We start from the raw sequence: 18,456 nt of genomic DNA, 5'->3' as shown, positions 1-18,456 counted from the left end.
GAAAACCTTTTCCCACTTGACACGGAGATTGGTAAAAGCTTTTCTCAGATCACTTCAGAAGGAGGACGTTCTGAACATATCGGGAGGGAAAAGAGGCAGGATCACCATCCACGAGGTGGCTGCTGCTGCTGCGGTGAGCATCTCGACGGCATCGAAAGCGCTCAATGATACCGGCCGGATGGGGTCGGAAACGCGCGAACGGGTGAAACGGATCGCCGCCGAAATCGGATACCGACCGAATGCGCTGGCGAGAGGTCTTCTCAGCAAGCGCAGCTTCACCATCGGGCTGCTGACGAATGACACTTACGGCCGTTTTACGCTGCCGGTCATGGCTGGCATTTCGGATGCTCTCGTCGATCACGGCGTTTCGGTCTTCCTGTGCGCCATCGAGGACGATCCGGCGCTCGCCCAGATCCATGTCGACGCAATGCTGGACAAACAGGTCGACGGCATTATCGCGACGGGAAAACGCCTGGATCGGCGCCTGCCTGTCGATCTTTCGAATTTGCATGTGCCCGTCGTCTACGCCTTCACGGAGGGGACGCAGAATAGTGTCACCTTCCGTTCGGACGACGAACAGGGTGCGAGATTGGCTGTGGAATGGCTCATGAAGATCGGACGGCGGCGGGTCGCGCACATCACCGGGCCGCAGGAGTTCTTCTCGGTGCGGGAGCGTGCCGGCGCCTATCACGAGGTGGCAGGTCATCGCGAGCCGGTGCTCTACGGCGTCTGGTCGGAAAGCTGGGGGCATGAGGCGGTCGAACAGCTTTGGAAGAGACCGGGAGAGAAACCGGATGCACTCTTCTGCGGCAACGACCAGATCGCCCGCGGTGCGGTGGATGCGTTGCGCGAGCGCGGCGTCAAGGTGCCGCAGGACGTCTCGCTCATCGGCTTCGACAATTGGGAGATTGTCGCGGCCCAGACGCGGCCGCCGCTGACGACGGTGGACATGGAACTGAAGGAGCTCGGGCGGCAAGCCGGATTGACGGTGCTCGCGCTTGCGGAAGGACGGCCCGTCGAACCGGGAGTGAGGAAATTGCCGTGCCGGCTGATCGTCCGGCAGTCATGCGGGGGGTAAAGCCCCGGGGATGAGAACAAGAGAATGAGCAAAGGCGCGAGGAGATGCGCCATATCGGGAGGAGTGTCATGATCAAGCGTCTTTTGGCGGCGACCAGCATCGCAACCCTATGTCTGGTGTCGGCCGCATCGGCTGCCGAAAATGTCGAAATGTGGGTTCGCTCGGGGATCGGCGACGCCTTCAAGAAGGTCGTCGAAGCTTATAATTCCGGTCACGAGAACAAGGTCGTGATGACCGAGGTGCCGTTCTCCGAACTCGTGCAGAAATACGCGACGGCTATCGCCGGCGGACAGGCGCCGGACGCGCTGTCGATGGATCTGATCTATAATCCGGCCTTTGCCGCGGCCGGCCAGCTCGAAGACCTGACGGACTGGGCAAAATCCCTGCCCTATTTCAACTCGCTTTCGCCATCGCATGTTCGCCTCGGCACCTACCAGGACCGGATTTACGGCCTGCCGCTGTCGGTCGAGACCTCCGTCTTTGCCTGGAACAAGGATCTCTACAAGAAGGCCGGCCTCGACCCGGAAAAGGCACCTGTCAATTGGGACGAAATTACCGCCAATGCCGAGAAGATCCGGGCGTTGGGTGACGATACCTACGGCTTCTATTTCTCCGGTGGCGGCTGCGGCGGCTGCATGATCTTCACGTTCACGCCGCTCGTTTGGGGTGCGGGCGCCGATATCCTGTCGGCCGACAGCAAGACGGCAACGCTCGATACGCCGCAGATGCGCAAGGCCGTCGATATTTACCGCAACATGATCAAGAAGGACCTGGTGCCGGCGGGAGCCGCCAGCGACAACGGCGCGAACTTCCTGACTTTCACCAACGGCAAGATCGGCCAGCAGAGCCTTGGCGCCTTTGCCATCGGCACGCTGGTGACCGAGCATCCCGATATCAATTTCGGCGTCACGCTCATTCCTGGCGTCGACGGGAAGCCTTCGTCTTTTGCCGGCGGCGACAACTTCGTGATCACCAAGGGCACCAAGAAGATCGACGCGGTGAAGGAGTTCCTCGAATATGTGTATTCGATGGATGGCCAGAAGATCATGGCGAAGTATGGCAGCCTGCCGACGCGCGGCGATATCGCCGACAAGGTGCTTGAGGGCCTTGACTCGCGCATGCAGGTCGGCCTGAAGGCGATCGGTGTCGCCAAGACACCCTATACGCTGCAGTTCAACGACCTGATCAACAGCGCCAACGGGCCATGGGCAAGCTTCACCAACGCCGCGATCTTCGGCGACGACGTCGACGGCGCGTTTTCGAGTGCGCAATCGGAAATGCAATCGATCATCGATAGCGGCCAGTAAACTCTCCCTCGGCCGCGGCCGGGGAGCGGTGGCAGCTTCCCGGCCAATCCCACTCGACAGATGCGGAGCGTTTTGATGACCGGTTCCGGTTCAGAGATTCTATTGCCTCGGCGCAGGCGACGGCGCAGATCGAACTGGCGCGGCCTTGTCTACATTGCGCCGGCCATGGCGCTGGTCATCGTCTTCTTCATCATGCCGGTTCTCTTCACCGGATGGATGAGCCTGCATAACTGGCCGCTGATGGGGGCGTCCCGCTGGATCGGCTTCAACAATTATTTCCGCATGGCCAACGATACCCGTTTCATGACGGCGCTGAATTTCACGGCCTATTACACCGTGATCGTCACCATCGCGATCTTCGCGATCGCCTTTCCGCTGGCAATCTTCGTCGAAAAGGAACGGCAGTTCGTCGGCGCCTACCGGACGATCATCTTCCTGCCCGTCGTGGTCGGCCTTGCCACAGCCTCCCTGCTTTGGGTCTGGCTCGCCAATGTCGATAGCGGCTTCGTCGGCCCGACTTTGAAGGCGCTCGGCCTCGTCGAAAAGAGCCCCAACCTTCTTGCGACCTTCGACACCGCCTTTCTGACGATCGTGGTGATGGTCGTCTGGAAGATCGCCGGCTTCACCATGATCATTCTCCTGACCGGGCTTCAGGCTATTCCGTCGGAGCTGACGGAGGCCGCCCGCATCGACGGCGCCGGCCGCTGGCAGCGTTTCCGGCATCTGACGCTGCCGCTGATGCGCAAGACGATCGCGCTGGCGCTGATCGTCTCCGTCACCGGCTCGATCCTCGCCTTCGACCAATTCTACATCATGACGTCAGGCGGACCGCAGAACAAGATGATCTCGGTGGTCTACTACATCTTCAATCAGTCCTTCGTGTCGTTCAATCTCGGTTATGGCGCAGCACTCTCGATCGTGCTTCTCGCCATCCTGGTGGCGATCAGCATCGTGCAGCTCTGGTTGCTTCGTGTCGGGGAGGAGCGTCCATGACCACCTCAAGGGAACGCCGCGCCCGCAAGGCCATCCGGACGAAGTCGGCCTATCATCTGACAGGCATCACTATCTCGATCTTCTTTCTCGCCCCCTTCGTGATCACGCTGTTGTCGTCCTTCCGGCATGGCACGGAGGCCAGCCTGCCGCCCTTGCCGCCCTGGCCGACCTCCGGCGTCAGCATCGATTCCTACGCACTGCTCGACACGTTCGGCGCCGGTATCTGGCGGCACATGATCAATTCGCTGTTCGTTTCGGTCGCCACCGTGGTGCTCACCGTCGCCGTCAGCCTGCTCGCCGGCTACGGCTTCTCGCGCTACCGGTTCCCGCTGAAGAATGTGCTCTTCGTGCTGATCATCGCGACGCTGATGATCCCGTTCCAGTCGATCCTGACGCCGCTCTTCATCATCCTGGCAAAGCTCGGCCTCAACAATTCGCTGCTTGGGCTGACGCTCGTCTATGTGACGCTGCAACTGCCCTTCTCGGTCTTCATGATGCGCAACGCCTTCGACGCCGTGCCGAAGGAGATCGAAGAGGCCGCGCGCATCGACGGTGCGCGTGACCTCAGGCTGCTGGTCCGCGTTCTCCTGCCGCTGGTGCTTCCCGGCGTTGCGACGGTTGCGATCTTTGCCTTCCTCAATGCCTGGAACGAGTTTCTCGCCGCACTCGTGCTGCTCTCCAGCAATGAGAAATACACCCTGCCGGTGCTGATGACGGCGGTTCGCGCCGGACGGCTCGGCGCCATCAATTGGGGAGCGGTCCAGGCCGGTGTCGTCGTCATGACGATCCCCTGCCTGATCGTCTTCCTGCTCCTGCAACGCTACTACATGCGCGGGCTGATGGCCGGCGCCGTGAAATGATTCAAAGAAAGTGGAACCTATGAACAAACCAAGCAACGACCGCCAGTTTCGTCCCGTCGCCGTTCCCGATGTGGAGCTCGGCGGTTTCTGGGGCAAATGGCAGGACGCCGTCTGCAATTCCACTGCCGCGACCCTGCTCGACCGCTGCGTCGAGGCCGGCATGCTCAAGGCGATCGATGTCAGTCAGCCAAGCCCCGGGGTCGTCATTCCCATCCAGCCATGGGGTGGGACGACGCAGATGTTCTGGGATTCCGACCTCGGCAAGTCGATCGAAACGATCGCCTACTCGCTCTATCGCCGGCCGAACCCGAAGCTCGAGGCGCGCGCCGACGAGATCATCGACATGTATGAGAAGCTGCAGGACGAGGACGGCTATCTGAACGCCTGGTTCCAGCGCGTGGAACCGAACCGCCGCTGGACCAATCTGCGCGACCATCATGAGCTCTATTGCGCCGGCCATCTGATGGAAGCTGCGGTCGCCTATTTTCAGGCGACCGGCAAACGCAAGCTGCTCGACATCATGTGCCGCTATGCCGATTACATGATCAAGATTTTCGGTCACGGCGACGGCCAGATACCAGGCTATTGCGGCCACGAGGAAGTCGAGCTCGCGCTGGTCAAGCTCGCCCGCGTGACGGATGAGAAGAAATATCTCGAGCTATCGAAATATTTCATCGACGAACGCGGCACCCAACCGCATTTCTTCACCGCCGAGGCAAGCCGCGATGGGCGCGATGTCTCCGAGTACCACCAGAAAACCTATGAATATGCGCAGGCGCACCAGCCGGTGCGCGAGCAGACAAAGGTCGTCGGCCACGCCGTACGCGCCATGTACCTCTATTCGGGCATGGCCGACATTGCCACCGAGTACAAGGACGATAGCCTGACGGCGGCGCTGGAAACGCTTTGGGACGATCTGACGACCAAGCAGATGTACATCACCGGCGGCATCGGGCCGGCTGCCTCCAACGAAGGTTTTACCGATTATTTCGATCTGCCGAACGATACCGCCTATGCGGAGACCTGCGCCTCGGTCGGGCTGGTGTTCTGGGCGAGCCGCATGCTCGGCCGCGGTCCGGATCGGCGCTATGCCGACATCATGGAGCAGGCGCTTTACAACGGCGCGCTGCCGGGGCTTTCGACCGACGGCAAGACGTTCTTCTATGACAATCCGCTCGAAAGTGCCGGCAAGCACCACCGGTGGAAGTGGCACCATTGCCCCTGCTGCCCGCCCAACATCGCCCGGCTGGTGACCTCGATCGGCTCCTACATGTACGCCGTTTCGGATAACGAAATCGCCGTGCACCTCTATGGCGCAAGCACCGCAAGGCTGAAGCTGGCCAACGGCGCCGAGGTGGAACTCCAGCAGACCACCAACTATCCGTGGGACGGTGCGGTCGCTTTTACGACCAAGCTGGAGAAGCCGGCGAAGTTTGCGCTGTCGCTGCGTATTCCGGACTGGGCCGAAGGCGCAACCCTCAGCGTCAATGGAGAGGTGCTCGATCTCAACGCCAATATGCGGGACGGATATGCCAGGATCGATCGCGACTGGGCCGACGGCGATCGTGTCGCCCTCTACCTGCCGCTGGCGCTTCGACCGCAGTATGCCAACCCGAAGGTGCGCCAGGATGCCGGCCGCGTCGCATTGATGCGCGGCCCGCTGGTCTATTGTCTGGAAACAACGGACAATGGCGAAGACCTCAACGCCATCGTCCTGCCCCGCGAACTCCCGGCGGCCGAAACCGTCGTACTGAAGGATCTCAACGATGCCATCGCCCTCGATCTCAAGGTCGAGCGCGAGGAAACATCGAACTGGGGAACAGCGCTCTACCGCAAGGCGCCGGCCGAAAGGCAGGTCGCCACCGCGCGTTTCGTGCCCTATCATCTCTGGGACAACCGCGCACCCGGAGAGATGCTCGTCTGGGTCCAGTCGGACAGATAGGTCTTATTGGGGATGACGAACGGTATGGGTAACAAGAGCGTCGTGCTCCAGGACGTGCGAAAAAGCTATGGCAATCTGCAGGTGGTCCACGGGATCGACCTGACGATCGCGGAGGGCGAATTCGTCGTCTTCGTCGGCCCTTCCGGCTGCGGAAAATCGACGCTTCTGCGCATGATCGCCGGCTTGGAAGACGTGACCGACGGGGAGGTCGAGATCAAGGGACGTATCGTCACCGATCTCGATCCATCCGAACGCGGCATCGCCATGGTCTTTCAGTCCTACGCGCTTTATCCGCATATGAGCGTGCGCGACAATCTGGCCTTCGGCTTGAAGATGGCGCGCACGAATGCTGCGGAGATCGAGACGCGTGTCAAGGCCGCTTCCGCGATCCTGAAGATCGACCATCTTCTCGACCGGCGGCCGGGACAGCTTTCCGGCGGCCAGCGGCAGCGTGTGGCGATCGGCCGGGCGATCGTGCGCAAGCCCGACGTTTTCCTGTTCGACGAGCCGCTGTCCAATCTCGATGCGGAACTGCGCGTTTCGATGCGCATCGAGATCGCCCGCCTCCACCGCGAACTCGGTAACACGATGATCTATGTCACGCACGACCAGACGGAGGCGATGACGCTCGCCGACAAGATCGTCGTGCTGCGCGACGGCCGCGTCGAACAGGCCGGAACGCCCCGCGAAATCTACGAAAATCCCGCAAATACCTTCGTGGCGGGCTTCATCGGCTCACCGAGGATGAACCTGCTCAATGCCCGCTGGCGTGAGGGCGGCCTGGTCGAGGTCGCCGGCCGGCAGATCGAAAGCGGCCTGCCGCCGGCGGACAGGCCGGTTGGTGGCGCGGTGACGCTCGGTCTGCGGCCGGAGCATCTGAAGGTGGCCTCCGACCTGTCGGGCAGCCTGACGGCCAGGGTCGATTTTTCGGAATATCTCGGGGGAACGCAATACCTCTATTGCCAGCTTGCCGATGGCCAGTCACTGACCGTCGAGCATCGGTCACCGATCAGTATCGCGGCGGGCGAGCAAGTGAGCCTGCTGTTTGAACCGTCGGATTGCCGGTTGTTCGACGAGGGTGGGAACCGGTTGCGCTAATCGCGGCAGTCACGGTCACGAGCGGACGACCACTCGGCGGCCCGTGCGAACTTCACTCAGCAATCGCTAGTGTCATGAGCTCCGCCGCCCTTTGCCGGGCTTCCCTGTCGGCGGCGAAGACATCATCCATGCCGGAAGCCGGCGGCAGGCCGGCCAGATCGTCCATGACCCTCTCGGTGACCTCGGCCATGGCGAGGAAGGAGAGCCGCCCTTCGATGAAGGCTTCGAGCGCCACTTCCTTGGCGCCGTTCAGCACCGCGCCCTGAACACCGCCGCGCGTCATCGCCAGGCGCGCGAGCCGCAGCGCCGGAAACCGCACCTCATCCGGCGCCTCGAAATCCAGCCTGGCGAGCTTGGCGAAATCCAGCCGCTCGACCGGCAGGTTCGACCGGCGCGGAAAGGATAGGGCATAACCGATGGCGGTGCGCATATCGGGCGCGCCGAGCTGCGCCAGCACCGATCCATCGGTATAGCCGACCATGGAGTGGATAATCGATTGCGGATGAAAAATGACCTCGATCTGTTCGGGCCTGAGGCCGAAAAGGTGCCGGGCTTCGATCATCTCCAGCGCCTTGTTGAACATCGAGGCACTGTCGATCGAAATCTTCAAGCCCATCGACCAGTTCGGGTGGGCGCGCGCGGTTTCCACCGTCACATCCGCCATGTCACGCAGCGAGGCGGTGCGGAAGGGGCCACCCGACGCCGTCAGGATGACCCGCTCGACGGCGTGGCGCTGGTTCTCTTCCAGCACCTGGAAAATCGCGTTGTGCTCGCTGTCGACCGGAAGCAGCCTGCCGCCGCCCGCCCGGATCGCTGCGATGAAGAGATCGCCGGCCGATACCAGGCATTCCTTGTTGGCAAGGGCGATATCGGCGCCGCGGCGGGCCGCGGCAAGCGTCGGCGCCAGGCCCGCAGTACCGACGATTGCCGCCATCACCCAGTCAGCTTCGCGGTCGGCGGCTTCCATCAGGCCGGATTTTCCCGAAGCGACAGCGATGCCGGTGCCGGAAAGTGCGCTCTTCAGTGATTCGTAATGCCGGTCGTTTGCCGTCACCGCCAGCCGCGCGCCGGATGATTTCGCCTGCCGGGCCAACAATTCGACATTGCCGCTGCCGGTCAGCACGGAGATTTCGAAGTTCTCCCGTCCGCCCAGATGATCGACGACATTGAGTGTATTCTGGCCGATCGAACCCGTCGAACCGAAGATGCTGAGGCGCCGCGGCGCGCTTTTGCCGGTCATCATGTAGAATTTCGCGAAAATTTCTCTCGTAGGCTCAGGCTCTACTAGGCTTTGGAGGGGGCGGCAAGTGTGCGGTGCAGCAGATTTCAACCCTTGAGGGGTTTACAGAGCGGCGGCCGGATGTGATCCTTATAACATTGCTGCCGGAATCGCTTCCGCCGCGGCCGGTCACGGTCGCATGGCAAGTCGGGGCGCTGTGGCGTCCATCGAAGAACAGGCACTCGGTGCCGCCGGCCTTTGGGCCACACATTATCGAGGATGAAACCGGGATGGACGGCTTGGCCGTGATCTCTATCGCGGCTTGGCCGTGATCTCATTGCGTTCGTTGCGAACGCTTTCATATGCGCTGCTGCGTCCACTCCGCGCCGCAGCCCTGTGACAGGTCAAAACGTTCTGAACTTCATGACGACATTCAAATTAGTATGCATCTTTTTCGCCATCCTACCCTCGCTCACAGCCGCAGCGAAGGCGGACGACCTGCTGATCTGGTCGCCAGCCAAGCTTTCGGACCGGTCCTACAAGGCGACGGTGGGTTTTCGCCTGCCGGCGGAATGGGAAACGAGCGCTGGCGCCGACATCGCGCTGGCCTCGACCAAAGGCGGAGCGCTGCTGCCCGATTCCGAACAGGCAATGCTTTGGGGCAGGATCACCAGGACGAGCGTTACCCCGGCAGGCCGGTCAGAGCGGGGTGCCAGCGTCAGCGTCGATACGCTGCGCGGCAGCGGCGCGCTGACCCTCAGCCGCTCGCGCAGCTGGATTCTCTCCGATTCGCTCGACATGCAGTCGAGCCGGTCCATCAGCGTTCAATATGACGCGGTGGAGGCCCGGCAGGCTTCGGTGACGGCATCGCAGGCGCTGAAGCTGATTCATCCCTGGACGGGAACCTCGCTTTCGGCAGGGACGGGCGTCAGCAATGCGAGCGGCGACTTCTCGAGCACGGTTGGCGTCAGCCAGGCCATCCTGCCGAACCTCAATCTCGATGCCTCGGTGAACAATCCATTTTCGGGGGGTGAGGCGGGCAGCGTCAATCTCCGCTATCGCGTGCAGTGGTAGCGGCGCTGAACCAAACTGCGCCGATCAGCGTTTCCTACGAGGTTTTCACGGAGGAACGGATCATGGTTTTCAAAGAGCAGACATTTCACGGGCTCGAACCCGAGATGGAAATAGAGATCGCCAATCGCGCATCGGTCGAAGCGGCCGTTGCCAATGCCCTGGCGATCGCCGGCGGCATCGATGCCTCCGATGTCGAGGTGACGATGGAGAACGACCAGATCGTGTTGAGCGGCACCGTCGGCACGGTCGGCGAAATCGAACGGGCAACTGCTGTTGCCAAGGCGGTAGAGGGCGTGCATGCGGTGCAGAACCGTATCCTGCTCGGCGGATCCTCGCTCGATGGCACGCATTAACGAGATGGCTGGCCGCTCCCAGGGCCAGACCCTGCAGGACGAGGACTATTTCCACGTCGTCGCCTATCAGCCGCAGATCAACCGGCGAAGCGTTCGACGAGGAAGGACGAACCGGCCAGCCGATCCGTTTTCTGCGCCGCGCCCGACCCCTGCGGCTGGTAGGCGATGGCGAGCAGCAGAACACTGACGGCGACATAGGCGATTGCCAAAAGAGTCATCTTGAGACGCATGATGAATACTCCTGTTTCGCGGTAAACGCGGCTGATATGGCGAAGTTCCTCATGTCGAGATCAGATGAAAAGTCCGGGCTTTTCCTCATGGATTGCCTTATCGGCAGACCTGGGTTTCCTTGATGACCGTGTGGCCGTGGCCGCGGATCTTTTCCGTCTTGGTGAAGCAATCGCGGGACACGTGGCGCCCTCATGTGATGGCGGTAGTAGGGCCGTTCCAAATGACGATAATAGGAACGCGCATCATCCGTGGTGATCGTCACACTTGCCGCCTGGGACTGCATTGCGGAAAAGATGGACGCAGCAGCGAGCGTGCAGGCAAGGATAATCTGTTTCATGACGAGCCTCTCTTTTCTGAGTTGGTCACGGCATCAACTCGCCGGAAGCCGTCGGTTCAATCACATAGGGTTACCGATTATGTCGAAGGCAGAAACCTTTGGTGCGCCGGATCGTTAGCGCAAGGGGATAGCCGGAGGCATCGAGCATGGGACCGATTGCAAGGATCATCACCATCGTCGCCGGGCTTGCCGGCGGCACGGTTTTTTCGCAGGCGCCGGAATTTGCGCAACAATACCGCCAGCGGATCGGCGGGGCGATCGACGAATTGCGCGTCATCGTCGAGGATTTCAACCGCCAGGCCACCGAGCACCATCTCGATCGCCAGCAGGCGCTGAACACCTATGCGCAATCGTCCGACGATTTCCTGCGCGACCGCGGCGTCTCCATGCAAAGCACGATCACGCGCTACGAAACGCTGTTGTCGCAGCAACTCCACCTCGGCACCGCCGCACCCGTCGCCAAACCCTTTGTTCTGCTACGCAATGCGGACGACGTCGTTTTCGCCAATACCTGGCGCGACTTCGTGCCCGGCGTGCCGGTCAGTTTTGCGGGTCTCGTCTGGGGCGCGATTGGATTTGTCAGTAGCTCGGTCGTGGCGGCACTGCTGGGGTTGTGCGCCCGTCGAGCTTCGCGAAGACGAAGGGGCGTTCGTCAGGCGAGCTGACCGGGGCGAGCGCGGCCTGCCTGTCCGGATAAAGCTCTCACGTCCACAAACATCGAGGGCGCTATAAGCCGGCCGCCTTTCGCAATGCATCGTTCATCCTTGACTGCCAGCCTTTACCGGTGGCCTTGTAGAACTGGATAATATCGGCATCGAGGCGGATGTTGAGGGGTTGCTTCGGATTGTCCAGCTTGGGTCGACCTCGGGCTGCGATGGCTGTCTCCATCTTTTTGGCAACGTCCGGAAATGCTTCCTTGAAGGGCTTGGCTCTTGCCATCTCTTCCTTGGACAGAGGGGGATTGTCGGAAACGGCATCCCAATCCTCCTTGGAGTAGCCGCGGCCAGGCTGGAACTGGGTCATTTTTCGGGCTTTGATAATCATCAGATCATGCTCCTTTCGTCCTTGCGCGCGGGGCGCATCGAAATGATCGAAAGCGCCTCAGAGCCCAGATTTACGAAGATCACGACCATAGTTCCGTCAGCGAGGCGGCCTATGGCCTTGGACCGCCCGTCTTTGGCCGGAACGACAACGGAAGACAGGAGAACTCGAAAGTCAGATCGGCAAAATCGAGGCCGTGTTTCTCGATATTGGCAATCCGCTTCGGTTCATCCCATACGAGCTTCATAAATGTATCTACAATAATTCATTGCTTTGGACAATGATTAAATGTAGATACGAAAAAGATCTGGTAGGTCGCAAACAGGGAACTGCCGTGGACCCGTTGATTGTTCCGTCCTCGCGGACCGCAGCAGTGACGCCTCGATGTGAGTTGGAAGTCCGAGCCTAAAATGTAAATTGAAATCAATGGTGATCCCGGCGCGATTCGAACGCGCGACCCCCAGATTAGGAATCTGGTGCTCTATCCTGCTGAGCTACGGGACCACTTGCACGCCATGCATACAAAAGGCTTGGCGGGAAGCCAAGCCTTAATTGTTGTCAGAGACCGAGGCGCTGTTCGGCGAGGCGGACCCAATAGGAGATGCCGTGGGCGATGGCTTCGTCGTTGAAGTCGTAGGCCGGGTTGTGGAGGCCGGCGCTGTCGCCGTTGCCAATGAAGATGAAGGCGCCCGGGCGTGCGTTCAGCATGTAGGAGAAATCCTCGCCGCCCATCATCGGATCGATCTCGGCGTTGACGTTGCCTTCGCCGGCGATGGCACTGGCGGTGGCGACCGCGTGCTCGGTCTCATCCGGGTGGTTGACGGTGACGGGATAGTTGCGGTGGAAGCTGATTTCGGCCTCGGCGCCGTGGGCTGCGACCAGGCCCTCGATGATCTGCCGGAACCGCTTCTCGGCGAGCGTGCGCACCTCGGGGTCGAGGGTGCGGACCGTACCGGCGAAGGTCGCATCGTTCGGAATGACGTTATGGGCGAAACCGGCATTGAACTTGGTCACCGAGACGACGACCGAGCGCAGCGGATCGGCGGTGCGCGAGGCGATCATCTGCAGATTGGCGATGATCTGGGCGCCGATGGCGATCGGGTCGATCGTCTTATGCGGCTGGGCGGCGTGGCCGCCGCGGCCCTTGATGGTGACGGTGAATTCGTCGGTCGCCGCCATGATGGCGCCCTTGCGGGTGGCGAACTGGCCGACCGGCAGGCCCGGCAGGTTGTGCATGCCGTAGACCTCTTCGATATCGAAGCGCTCCATCATGCCGTCCTTGACCATCAGATTGCCGCCGCCGCCGCCTTCTTCGGCCGGCTGGAAGATGACCGCGACATTGCCGTTGAAGTTGCGGGTCTCGGCCAGGTATTTCGCAGCCCCGAGCAGCATGGCGGTGTGGCCGTCATGGCCGCAGGCATGCATCTTGCCCGGCGTCTTCGAAGCCCAGGGCTTGCCTGATATCTCGGTGAGCGGCAGGGCGTCCATGTCGGCGCGCAGGCCGACCGTGCGGCGGCCTTCGCCCTTGCCCTTGATCAGGCCGACGACACCGGTGCGGCCGATGCCGGTGACGATCTCGTCGACGCCGAATTGCTTGAGTTTTTCGGCGACGAAGGCTGCCGTATTTTCCACCGCAAAGAGGAGTTCCGGCCGGGCGTGGATGTGGCGGCGCCATTCGGCGACCTCGTCCTGCAACTCCGCGGCTCTGTTCAAAATCGGCATATCGGCGTTCCTGTTATGAAATCTCGACAATCTTTCATCGCATCACAAGGGGTGTGAGGCTGTGGAAATTACTTAGTCAATGACCTTTGCCATGTCATAGCCATATAGGCTAAATAGGGGAAGATTTCGAGATTTTCCTGATATCCGAAGGACGAACCGTGTCGACGAGCCACTTCCGTTTGTTTGCTGCCTTGCGGCCGCTTTCTTTCGTGTCAGCGGCGACTGCCGTTTTCCTGGCTTCCGTTCCGCTGGCCCATGCCAATCCGCATATTCTCGTCGATGTGCAGACCGGCCGCGTGCTCGAGCATGAAGAAGCCTTCCGCAAATGGTATCCGGCCTCGCTGACCAAGCTGATGACCGTCTATACCGTGTTCGACGCGATCCGCGCCGGTCAGATCAGCCTCGATACGCCCATCGTCATCAGCAAGCGCGCCGCCGCGCAGCCGGCCGCCAAGATGTATTTCAAGCCGGGGCAGAAACTGACGCTCGATAGCGCATTGAAGATCCTGCTGGTCAAATCGGCCAATGACGTGGCGGTCGCGGTCGCCGAAGCCATCGGCGGCACGCAGGAAGGCTTCGTGACGCGGATGAACGGCGAGGCGCTGAAGCTCGGCATGACGGATTCGCACTTCGTCAATCCGAACGGCTTGCCCGGCAAGGGGCAGTATACGACGGCGCGCGACCTTGCGGTGCTGACGGTGGCGCTGCGCCGCGATTTTCCGCAATATGCCGGTTATTTCGCACTGGAGGGTTTTACCACCGGCCAGCAGAACGTGCCGAGCCTCAACATGCTGATCGGCCGTTTCGCCGGTGCGGACGGCATGAAGACCGGCTTCATCTGCGCTTCGGGCTTCAACCAGATCGGGTCGGCGACCCGCAGCGGCCGCACGCTGATCTCCGTCGTGCTCGGCACCGACAGCCTTGCAGCGCGCGCCGATGCGACGGCGAACCTTTTGCAGAAGGGCTTCACCACCCAGCCTGCCAGCAACGACACGCTGGGTTCGTTGAGACCCTATGGATCGGGGCAGGACCAGGTGACCGACATCAGCGCCGATATCTGCAGCGCCAAGGGCGCCAAGGTGCGCAGCGAAACGCGCGACGAAGTCGGCCGCATGAAGGTGCAGTCACCCTATATCCAGCCGATGGACCACGATCCGCAATTCGTCTTTGCCGGCCTCATTCCGGGCCAGGATGCGCAGCCGGTCGCGCAGTCGGAAAAAATGGCGCGCGGCGATACGGCAGGCGCGATCGCCAACGTGCCGGTGCCGATGCCGCGCCCGACATCCTTTTAAGCTTTAAGGTAAAATAACATGAGCGCGCTCAACGACAGGATTCCGGTCACCATCCTGACCGGCTTTCTCGGCGCCGGCAAATCGACGCTGCTCAACCGCATCCTCAAAGATCCTGTCATGAAGGATGCGGCCGTCATCATCAATGAATTCGGCGATGTCGGCATCGACCACCTGCTGGTCGAAAGTTCCAGCGATTCGATCATCGAGCTGTCCGACGGCTGCCTCTGCTGCACCGTGCGCGGCGAGCTTGTCGATACGCTGGCGAACCTGATGGACGCCGTGCAGACAGGCCGCGTCAAACCGGTGAAGCGCGTCGTCATCGAAACGACGGGTCTTGCCGATCCCGCTCCGGTCATGCAGGCGATCATGGGAAATCCCGTCATTGCCACCAATTTCGAGCTCGACGGCGTCGTTACCGTCGTCGACGCGGTGAACGGGCTGCAGACGCTCGACAATCACGAGGAAGCGCGTAAGCAGGCGGCGGTCGCCGACCGGCTGATCGTCTCGAAAAAGTCGATGACCGGGGCAACGGACGGGCTGGAAAAGCGGCTGGGGGCGCTCAATCCGCGCGCCGTGATGATGGATGCCGACAGCGCCGAGGCTGGCAGCGCCGCGGTTCTGCTCAACGGGCTTTATGATCCGGCGACGAAGATCGCCGATGTCGGCCGTTGGCTGCAGGACGAGGATTCGCACGAAGCGCATCACCATCACCATGATGATGGCGATCACCACGGCCACCATCACCACAGTCATGATCATGATGGTCACGCGCATCAGGACCCGCACGACGTCAACCGTCACGATGCCTCGATCCGCTCTTTCTCGATCATCGAGGAGAAGCCGATCGATCCGATGGCGCTCGAGATGTTCATCGATCTGCTGCGCTCGGCCCATGGCGAGAAGCTGCTGAGGATGAAGGCGATCGTTTCCCTTTCCGACCGGCCGGATCGGCCGCTGGTGCTGCACGGGGTCCAGAGCATCTTCCATCCGCCGGCGCGGCTTCCGGCCTGGCCGGATCCGACAGACCGGCGCACGCGCATGGTGCTGATCACCCGGGATCTGCCGGAAGCTTTCGTGAAGGATCTGTTCGACGCCTTCCTCGGCAAGCCGCGCATCGATATGCCCGATCGTGCGGCGCTGTCGGACAATCCGCTCGCCATTCCCGGCATGCGGATTTAAATCATTGATTTTCGTTGTTATGCGATCTTCTTCAGGTCTTGCGTTTAGGAATGCTTGACATCCACTTGGCCTGCTGACCGCTGAGAAGGGTGCGATAGCGCTCCTGGCTTGCCGCCAGATGGGCGCGCATGGTGGCGCGGGCAGCTTCCGCGTCCCCGGCGGAGATCGCCTTCAAAATCGCCAGATGCTCGCGCTGCAGGCCTTCCTGATAGTCACGCGACAGTGTGCTATCAGTCCCCCAAGGCGAGGCGACGTCGCAGGGGATGGCCCGCATGCCAAGCGCATCGAGAACTTCGACATAATATGAATTATTGGTGGCAGCCGCAATTTCTCGGTGGAAAGCGAAGTCGCTCTTGCCGGTTGCTTCGCCGCGCTCGAGCAGCCGGTCGAATTCGAAGAATGCTTCCTGAATCTGCGCTTCCTGCGCCGCATTGCGGCGTAGCGCAGCAAGCCCTGCGCTCTCGATTTCCAGCCCCATGCGCACCTCGATGATGTTGAGTGCATGGGAGACCTTGTTGCCGACATCGGCGCTGATCGAACCGAAGGTAATCGTCGGATGGTTCTTGACGAAGACGCCGGCGCCTTGCCGCGCCTCGACGAGGCCGTCGGCGGCAAGGGTTGCGATCGCCTCACGGACAACGGTGCGGCTGACGCCGAAGAGTTCGCCCATCCGGCTCTCCGTCGGCAGCTTTTGGCCGGGCGCGTACACTCCGGACACGACCTGAGCGCGGATGGCCGAAACGACGCCTTCGGAGAGTTTCGGCCTTCGCTCGACCCTGAAATCTACGGCTGTGTCGGTCGCCATGTCGCACTCCTATTTGAACACGCTCGGCAGCCACAGCGAAATCGCCGGGATGTAAGTGACCAGACCGAGCACCACGATGCCCGCACCGTAGAACGGCCAGATCGAGCGCATGGCCTCCCAGACCGAGATCTTGCCGACTGCACAAGCCACGAATTGTACCGCGCCGACTGGAGGCGTGTTCAGCCCAATGCCGAAATTCAGGATCATGATGACGCCGAAATGCACCGGATCGACACCGTAGGCCTGCGCAACCGGCAGGAAGATCGGCGTGCAGATAATGATGGTCGGCCCCATGTCCATAAAAGTGCCGAGCACAAGCATGAGGACATTGAGCAGGAGCAGCACCGTCAGCGGATCGTCGGCGACGCTCTTCATCCAGATCACCAGCGAGGCAGGCACCTTGAGGAAGGCCATCAACCAGGAGAAGGCGGCGGCTGTGCCGATAATCAAAAGCACCATTGCCGTCGTGCGCACGGCGCCCTGCGTGGCGTGAACGAAGTCTCTCCAACTCATCTGCCGGTAGACCAGGAGGGTTATCAGCAGCGCGTAGAGCACCGCGATGCAAGAGCTTTCCGTCGCAGTGAAGACGCCGGACCTCACCCCGCCGAAGATGATGGCGATCAGCAGCAGCCCTGGGAGTGCGACGGCGAGCAAGTGAGCCACCATGACAAAGCCGGGAAAGGGCTCCGTCGGATAGCCGCGCGAGCGCGCAACGATGTAGGCCGTCACCATGAGCGCGACCGCGAGCAATAGTCCGGGTAACACGCCGGCGGTGAACAGGTCGGCGATGGAGATCTTGCCGCCGGCAGAGATCGAATAGATGATCATGTTGTGGGAGGGCGGCAGCAGCAGCGCGATCAGCGCTGCCATTGAGGTGACGTTCACCGCATAATCGGCGCCATAGCCGCGCTGCTTCATCTGCGGGATCATCAGGCCGCCGACGGCTGCGGCTTCTGCCACCGCCGAACCGGAGATGCCGCCGAACAGCGTGGCGGTGACGATGTTGACCTGGCCGAGGCCGCCGCGCACGTGGCCGACCAGTGATGCGGCGAAAGCGACGATGCGGCTGGCGATGCCGCCGCGCACCATCAAGTCGCCGGCGTAAATGAAAAAGGGGATGGCCAGAAGCGAAAATACGCTCATGCCGGAATTGAGCCGCTGGAAGATGACCAGCGGTGGCAGGCCCATGTAGAGCACCGTGGCGAAGCTCGATACGCCGAGGCAGAAGGCGATCGGCGTGCCTATCAGCATCAGGGTGGTGAAAACACCGAACAGGATCCAGAGTTCCATCGCGCTACACTTTCAATTTGACGTTCGGATCGGCATTGATGTTTTCGATCTCTACGGCGATTTCCGCCGGCAGAATCTCATCCAGCGCATCGTCAATCGGTTCGCCGGCGAGGCGGAGCACGATGCGCTCCAGCGAGAAGATGACGGCGAGCACGCCACCGCCTACGAGCGGCAGATAGTCGAACGCGCCTGAGATACCCAGCGAAGGCAAGGTTGTGTTCCAGGTCAGGCTCATGAGAGCGCCGCCGTACCAGGCCATGCCGGCGCCGAAGGCGAGAATGACGACGTCCGAGATCATACGCAGGACGCGCTTGCCGGATTTCGGCAGCACATAAAGCAGCACGTCGAAACCAAGATGATTGTTCTCCCGGATGCCGACGGCGGCGCCGAGGAAGATGAACCAGCTCATCAGCATGACCGAGCCTGGCTCCGTCCAACTCGGCGAGTCATTCAGCACATAGCGGCAAAATACCTGCCAGGCGACAAAGACCGTCATCAGCACCAAGCCGGTGCCCGCGAGCCAAAGGGCGGCGTTGCTCAGGCGTGTCAGAGAATTGACGACGGGTGTCAGGTTGTTCGACATAGGGACCTCGTCGAATTTGGGCGCTCACTCTCCCTTGTCAGGAGGAAACGAC

Annotated in this window: 18 protein-coding genes, 1 tRNA gene and 2 pseudogenes; 11 read left to right on the top strand and 10 right to left on the bottom strand. The window is 61.3% G+C overall.

Annotated features, from left to right (window positions below; all coding sequences use genetic code 11):
• Positions 1 to 115 precede the first annotated feature (115 nt).
• The 6 genes from V8P77_RS18630 to V8P77_RS18605 all read left to right on the top strand — a co-directional run bounded on the left by V8P77_RS18630 (position 116) and on the right by V8P77_RS18605 (position 7,278).
• Positions 116 to 1,078 carry a LacI family DNA-binding transcriptional regulator gene (locus V8P77_RS18630; RefSeq protein ID WP_335913847.1) on the top strand — a complete coding sequence of 321 codons (963 nt, stop codon included), beginning with the start codon at positions 116 to 118 and terminating at the stop codon, positions 1,076 to 1,078.
• A gap of 68 nt (positions 1,079 to 1,146) precedes the next feature.
• Positions 1,147 to 2,385, top strand: a complete 1,239-nt coding sequence (locus tag V8P77_RS18625; protein ID WP_335913735.1) for an ABC transporter substrate-binding protein — start codon at positions 1,147 to 1,149, stop codon at positions 2,383 to 2,385.
• 75 nt (positions 2,386 to 2,460) lie between these two features.
• Positions 2,461 to 3,378, top strand: a complete 918-nt coding sequence (locus V8P77_RS18620) for a carbohydrate ABC transporter permease (protein WP_335913734.1) — start codon at positions 2,461 to 2,463, stop codon at positions 3,376 to 3,378.
• The gene (locus V8P77_RS18615) at positions 3,375 to 4,238 is read left to right on the top strand and encodes a carbohydrate ABC transporter permease (RefSeq protein WP_335913733.1); all 864 of its coding nucleotides are present in this window, start codon (positions 3,375 to 3,377) and stop codon (positions 4,236 to 4,238) included. Before V8P77_RS18620 ends, V8P77_RS18615 begins: the two co-directional genes overlap by 4 nt.
• Positions 4,239 to 4,257: 19 nt before the next feature.
• The gene (locus tag V8P77_RS18610; protein WP_335913732.1) at positions 4,258 to 6,180 is read left to right on the top strand and encodes a glycoside hydrolase family 127 protein; all 1,923 of its coding nucleotides are present in this window, start codon (positions 4,258 to 4,260) and stop codon (positions 6,178 to 6,180) included.
• Positions 6,181 to 6,204: 24 nt separating this feature from the next.
• A complete protein-coding gene (locus tag V8P77_RS18605; RefSeq protein WP_222359236.1) occupies positions 6,205 to 7,278 on the top strand; it encodes an ABC transporter ATP-binding protein in 1,074 nt (357 codons plus the stop codon).
• A gap of 52 nt (positions 7,279 to 7,330) precedes the next feature.
• On the opposite strand, the gene dxr is transcribed toward V8P77_RS18605, so the two are convergent.
• Positions 7,331 to 8,521 carry a 1-deoxy-D-xylulose-5-phosphate reductoisomerase gene (dxr, locus tag V8P77_RS18600; RefSeq protein ID WP_131708692.1) on the bottom strand — a complete coding sequence of 397 codons (1,191 nt, stop codon included), beginning with the start codon at positions 8,519 to 8,521 and terminating at the stop codon, positions 7,331 to 7,333.
• 399 nt (positions 8,522 to 8,920) lie between these two features.
• On the opposite strand from dxr, the gene V8P77_RS18595 reads away from it, so the two are divergent.
• Together V8P77_RS18595 and V8P77_RS18590 are read left to right on the top strand one after the other, a co-directional pair.
• The gene (locus V8P77_RS18595; protein ID WP_335913731.1) at positions 8,921 to 9,571 is read left to right on the top strand and encodes a hypothetical protein; all 651 of its coding nucleotides are present in this window, start codon (positions 8,921 to 8,923) and stop codon (positions 9,569 to 9,571) included.
• Positions 9,572 to 9,633: 62 nt separating this feature from the next.
• Positions 9,634 to 9,924, top strand: a complete 291-nt coding sequence (locus V8P77_RS18590) for a BON domain-containing protein (protein WP_026265482.1) — start codon at positions 9,634 to 9,636, stop codon at positions 9,922 to 9,924.
• Positions 9,925 to 10,001: 77 nt separating this feature from the next.
• Here the strand turns inward: V8P77_RS18590 and V8P77_RS18585 are convergent, their stop codons facing one another.
• Positions 10,002 to 10,154 carry a hypothetical protein gene (locus tag V8P77_RS18585; protein ID WP_335913730.1) on the bottom strand — a complete coding sequence of 51 codons (153 nt, stop codon included), beginning with the start codon at positions 10,152 to 10,154 and terminating at the stop codon, positions 10,002 to 10,004.
• Positions 10,155 to 10,251: 97 nt separating this feature from the next.
• Positions 10,252 to 10,492: pseudogene (locus V8P77_RS18580) on the bottom strand (hypothetical protein).
• Positions 10,493 to 10,638: 146 nt separating this feature from the next.
• Here V8P77_RS18580 and V8P77_RS18575 point away from each other — a divergent pair.
• Entirely contained in the window at positions 10,639 to 11,157 is a 519-nt protein-coding gene (locus V8P77_RS18575) for a DUF2937 family protein (RefSeq protein ID WP_335913729.1), read from the top strand.
• A gap of 61 nt (positions 11,158 to 11,218) precedes the next feature.
• On the opposite strand, the gene V8P77_RS18570 is transcribed toward V8P77_RS18575, so the two are convergent.
• The 4 genes and pseudogenes from V8P77_RS18570 to V8P77_RS18555 all read right to left on the bottom strand — a co-directional run bounded on the left by V8P77_RS18570 (position 11,219) and on the right by V8P77_RS18555 (position 13,255).
• Positions 11,219 to 11,536 (bottom strand): BrnA antitoxin family protein, encoded by a 318-nt coding sequence (locus V8P77_RS18570; protein WP_025396232.1) that lies wholly within the window; start codon positions 11,534 to 11,536, stop codon positions 11,219 to 11,221.
• A pseudogene (locus V8P77_RS18565) lies at positions 11,536 to 11,780 on the bottom strand (BrnT family toxin). The gene V8P77_RS18570 and the pseudogene V8P77_RS18565 overlap by 1 nt, the downstream one beginning before the upstream one ends.
• Positions 11,781 to 11,960: 180 nt before the next feature.
• Positions 11,961 to 12,037 (bottom strand) — tRNA-Arg (locus V8P77_RS18560).
• 54 nt (positions 12,038 to 12,091) lie between these two features.
• A complete protein-coding gene (locus tag V8P77_RS18555) occupies positions 12,092 to 13,255 on the bottom strand; it encodes a M20 aminoacylase family protein (protein ID WP_025396231.1) in 1,164 nt (387 codons plus the stop codon).
• A 158-nt stretch (positions 13,256 to 13,413) separates the two neighbouring features.
• Between V8P77_RS18555 and V8P77_RS18550 the strand changes: the two genes are divergently transcribed.
• Together V8P77_RS18550 and V8P77_RS18545 are read left to right on the top strand one after the other, a co-directional pair.
• The gene (locus V8P77_RS18550; RefSeq protein ID WP_335913728.1) at positions 13,414 to 14,547 is read left to right on the top strand and encodes a D-alanyl-D-alanine carboxypeptidase family protein; all 1,134 of its coding nucleotides are present in this window, start codon (positions 13,414 to 13,416) and stop codon (positions 14,545 to 14,547) included.
• Between the two features lie 18 nt (positions 14,548 to 14,565).
• Complete coding sequence (locus V8P77_RS18545) at positions 14,566 to 15,726, top strand: CobW family GTP-binding protein (RefSeq protein ID WP_335913727.1); 1,161 nt, start codon at positions 14,566 to 14,568, stop codon at positions 15,724 to 15,726.
• Positions 15,727 to 15,757: 31 nt separating this feature from the next.
• Here the strand turns inward: V8P77_RS18545 and V8P77_RS18540 are convergent, their stop codons facing one another.
• The 3 genes from V8P77_RS18540 to V8P77_RS18530 are packed head-to-tail and all read right to left on the bottom strand — an operon-like array spanning position 15,758 to position 18,404.
• Positions 15,758 to 16,531 carry a FadR/GntR family transcriptional regulator gene (locus V8P77_RS18540; protein WP_335913726.1) on the bottom strand — a complete coding sequence of 258 codons (774 nt, stop codon included), beginning with the start codon at positions 16,529 to 16,531 and terminating at the stop codon, positions 15,758 to 15,760.
• A gap of 9 nt (positions 16,532 to 16,540) precedes the next feature.
• Positions 16,541 to 17,821 carry a TRAP transporter large permease gene (locus V8P77_RS18535; RefSeq protein WP_335913725.1) on the bottom strand — a complete coding sequence of 427 codons (1,281 nt, stop codon included), beginning with the start codon at positions 17,819 to 17,821 and terminating at the stop codon, positions 16,541 to 16,543.
• Positions 17,822 to 17,825: 4 nt separating this feature from the next.
• A complete protein-coding gene (locus V8P77_RS18530; protein ID WP_335913724.1) occupies positions 17,826 to 18,404 on the bottom strand; it encodes a TRAP transporter small permease in 579 nt (192 codons plus the stop codon).
• Positions 18,405 to 18,456 lie beyond the last annotated feature (52 nt).

Source organism: Rhizobium aouanii (genome assembly GCF_037002925.1).
GTDB lineage: Bacteria > Pseudomonadota > Alphaproteobacteria > Rhizobiales > Rhizobiaceae > Rhizobium > Rhizobium aouanii.
Note: the sequence above shows the minus strand (reverse complement) of the source record. Positions and strands in the feature narration are given on the sequence as shown.

What these genes read in the sequence shown, in the direction of transcription:
- V8P77_RS18605 (WP_222359236.1), top strand. Translation starts at nt 6,205, where the DNA reads ATGGGTAACAAGAGCGTCGTGCTCCAGGACGTGCGAAAAAGCTATGGC.
- V8P77_RS18540 (WP_335913726.1), bottom strand. Translation starts at nt 16,531, where the DNA reads ATGGCGACCGACACAGCCGTAGATTTCAGGGTCGAGCGAAGGCCGAAA.
- V8P77_RS18615 (WP_335913733.1), top strand. Translation starts at nt 3,375, where the DNA reads ATGACCACCTCAAGGGAACGCCGCGCCCGCAAGGCCATCCGGACGAAG.
- V8P77_RS18620 (WP_335913734.1), top strand. Translation starts at nt 2,461, where the DNA reads ATGACCGGTTCCGGTTCAGAGATTCTATTGCCTCGGCGCAGGCGACGG.
- V8P77_RS18570 (WP_025396232.1), bottom strand. Translation starts at nt 11,536, where the DNA reads ATGATTATCAAAGCCCGAAAAATGACCCAGTTCCAGCCTGGCCGCGGC.
- V8P77_RS18535 (WP_335913725.1), bottom strand. Translation starts at nt 17,821, where the DNA reads ATGGAACTCTGGATCCTGTTCGGTGTTTTCACCACCCTGATGCTGATA.
- dxr (WP_131708692.1), bottom strand. Translation starts at nt 8,521, where the DNA reads ATGATGACCGGCAAAAGCGCGCCGCGGCGCCTCAGCATCTTCGGTTCG.
- V8P77_RS18610 (WP_335913732.1), top strand. Translation starts at nt 4,258, where the DNA reads ATGAACAAACCAAGCAACGACCGCCAGTTTCGTCCCGTCGCCGTTCCC.
- V8P77_RS18625 (WP_335913735.1), top strand. Translation starts at nt 1,147, where the DNA reads ATGATCAAGCGTCTTTTGGCGGCGACCAGCATCGCAACCCTATGTCTG.
- V8P77_RS18530 (WP_335913724.1), bottom strand. Translation starts at nt 18,404, where the DNA reads ATGTCGAACAACCTGACACCCGTCGTCAATTCTCTGACACGCCTGAGC.
- V8P77_RS18585 (WP_335913730.1), bottom strand. Translation starts at nt 10,154, where the DNA reads ATGCGTCTCAAGATGACTCTTTTGGCAATCGCCTATGTCGCCGTCAGT.
- V8P77_RS18545 (WP_335913727.1), top strand. Translation starts at nt 14,566, where the DNA reads ATGAGCGCGCTCAACGACAGGATTCCGGTCACCATCCTGACCGGCTTT.
- V8P77_RS18575 (WP_335913729.1), top strand. Translation starts at nt 10,639, where the DNA reads ATGGGACCGATTGCAAGGATCATCACCATCGTCGCCGGGCTTGCCGGC.
- V8P77_RS18555 (WP_025396231.1), bottom strand. Translation starts at nt 13,255, where the DNA reads ATGCCGATTTTGAACAGAGCCGCGGAGTTGCAGGACGAGGTCGCCGAA.
- V8P77_RS18595 (WP_335913731.1), top strand. Translation starts at nt 8,921, where the DNA reads ATGACGACATTCAAATTAGTATGCATCTTTTTCGCCATCCTACCCTCG.
- V8P77_RS18590 (WP_026265482.1), top strand. Translation starts at nt 9,634, where the DNA reads ATGGTTTTCAAAGAGCAGACATTTCACGGGCTCGAACCCGAGATGGAA.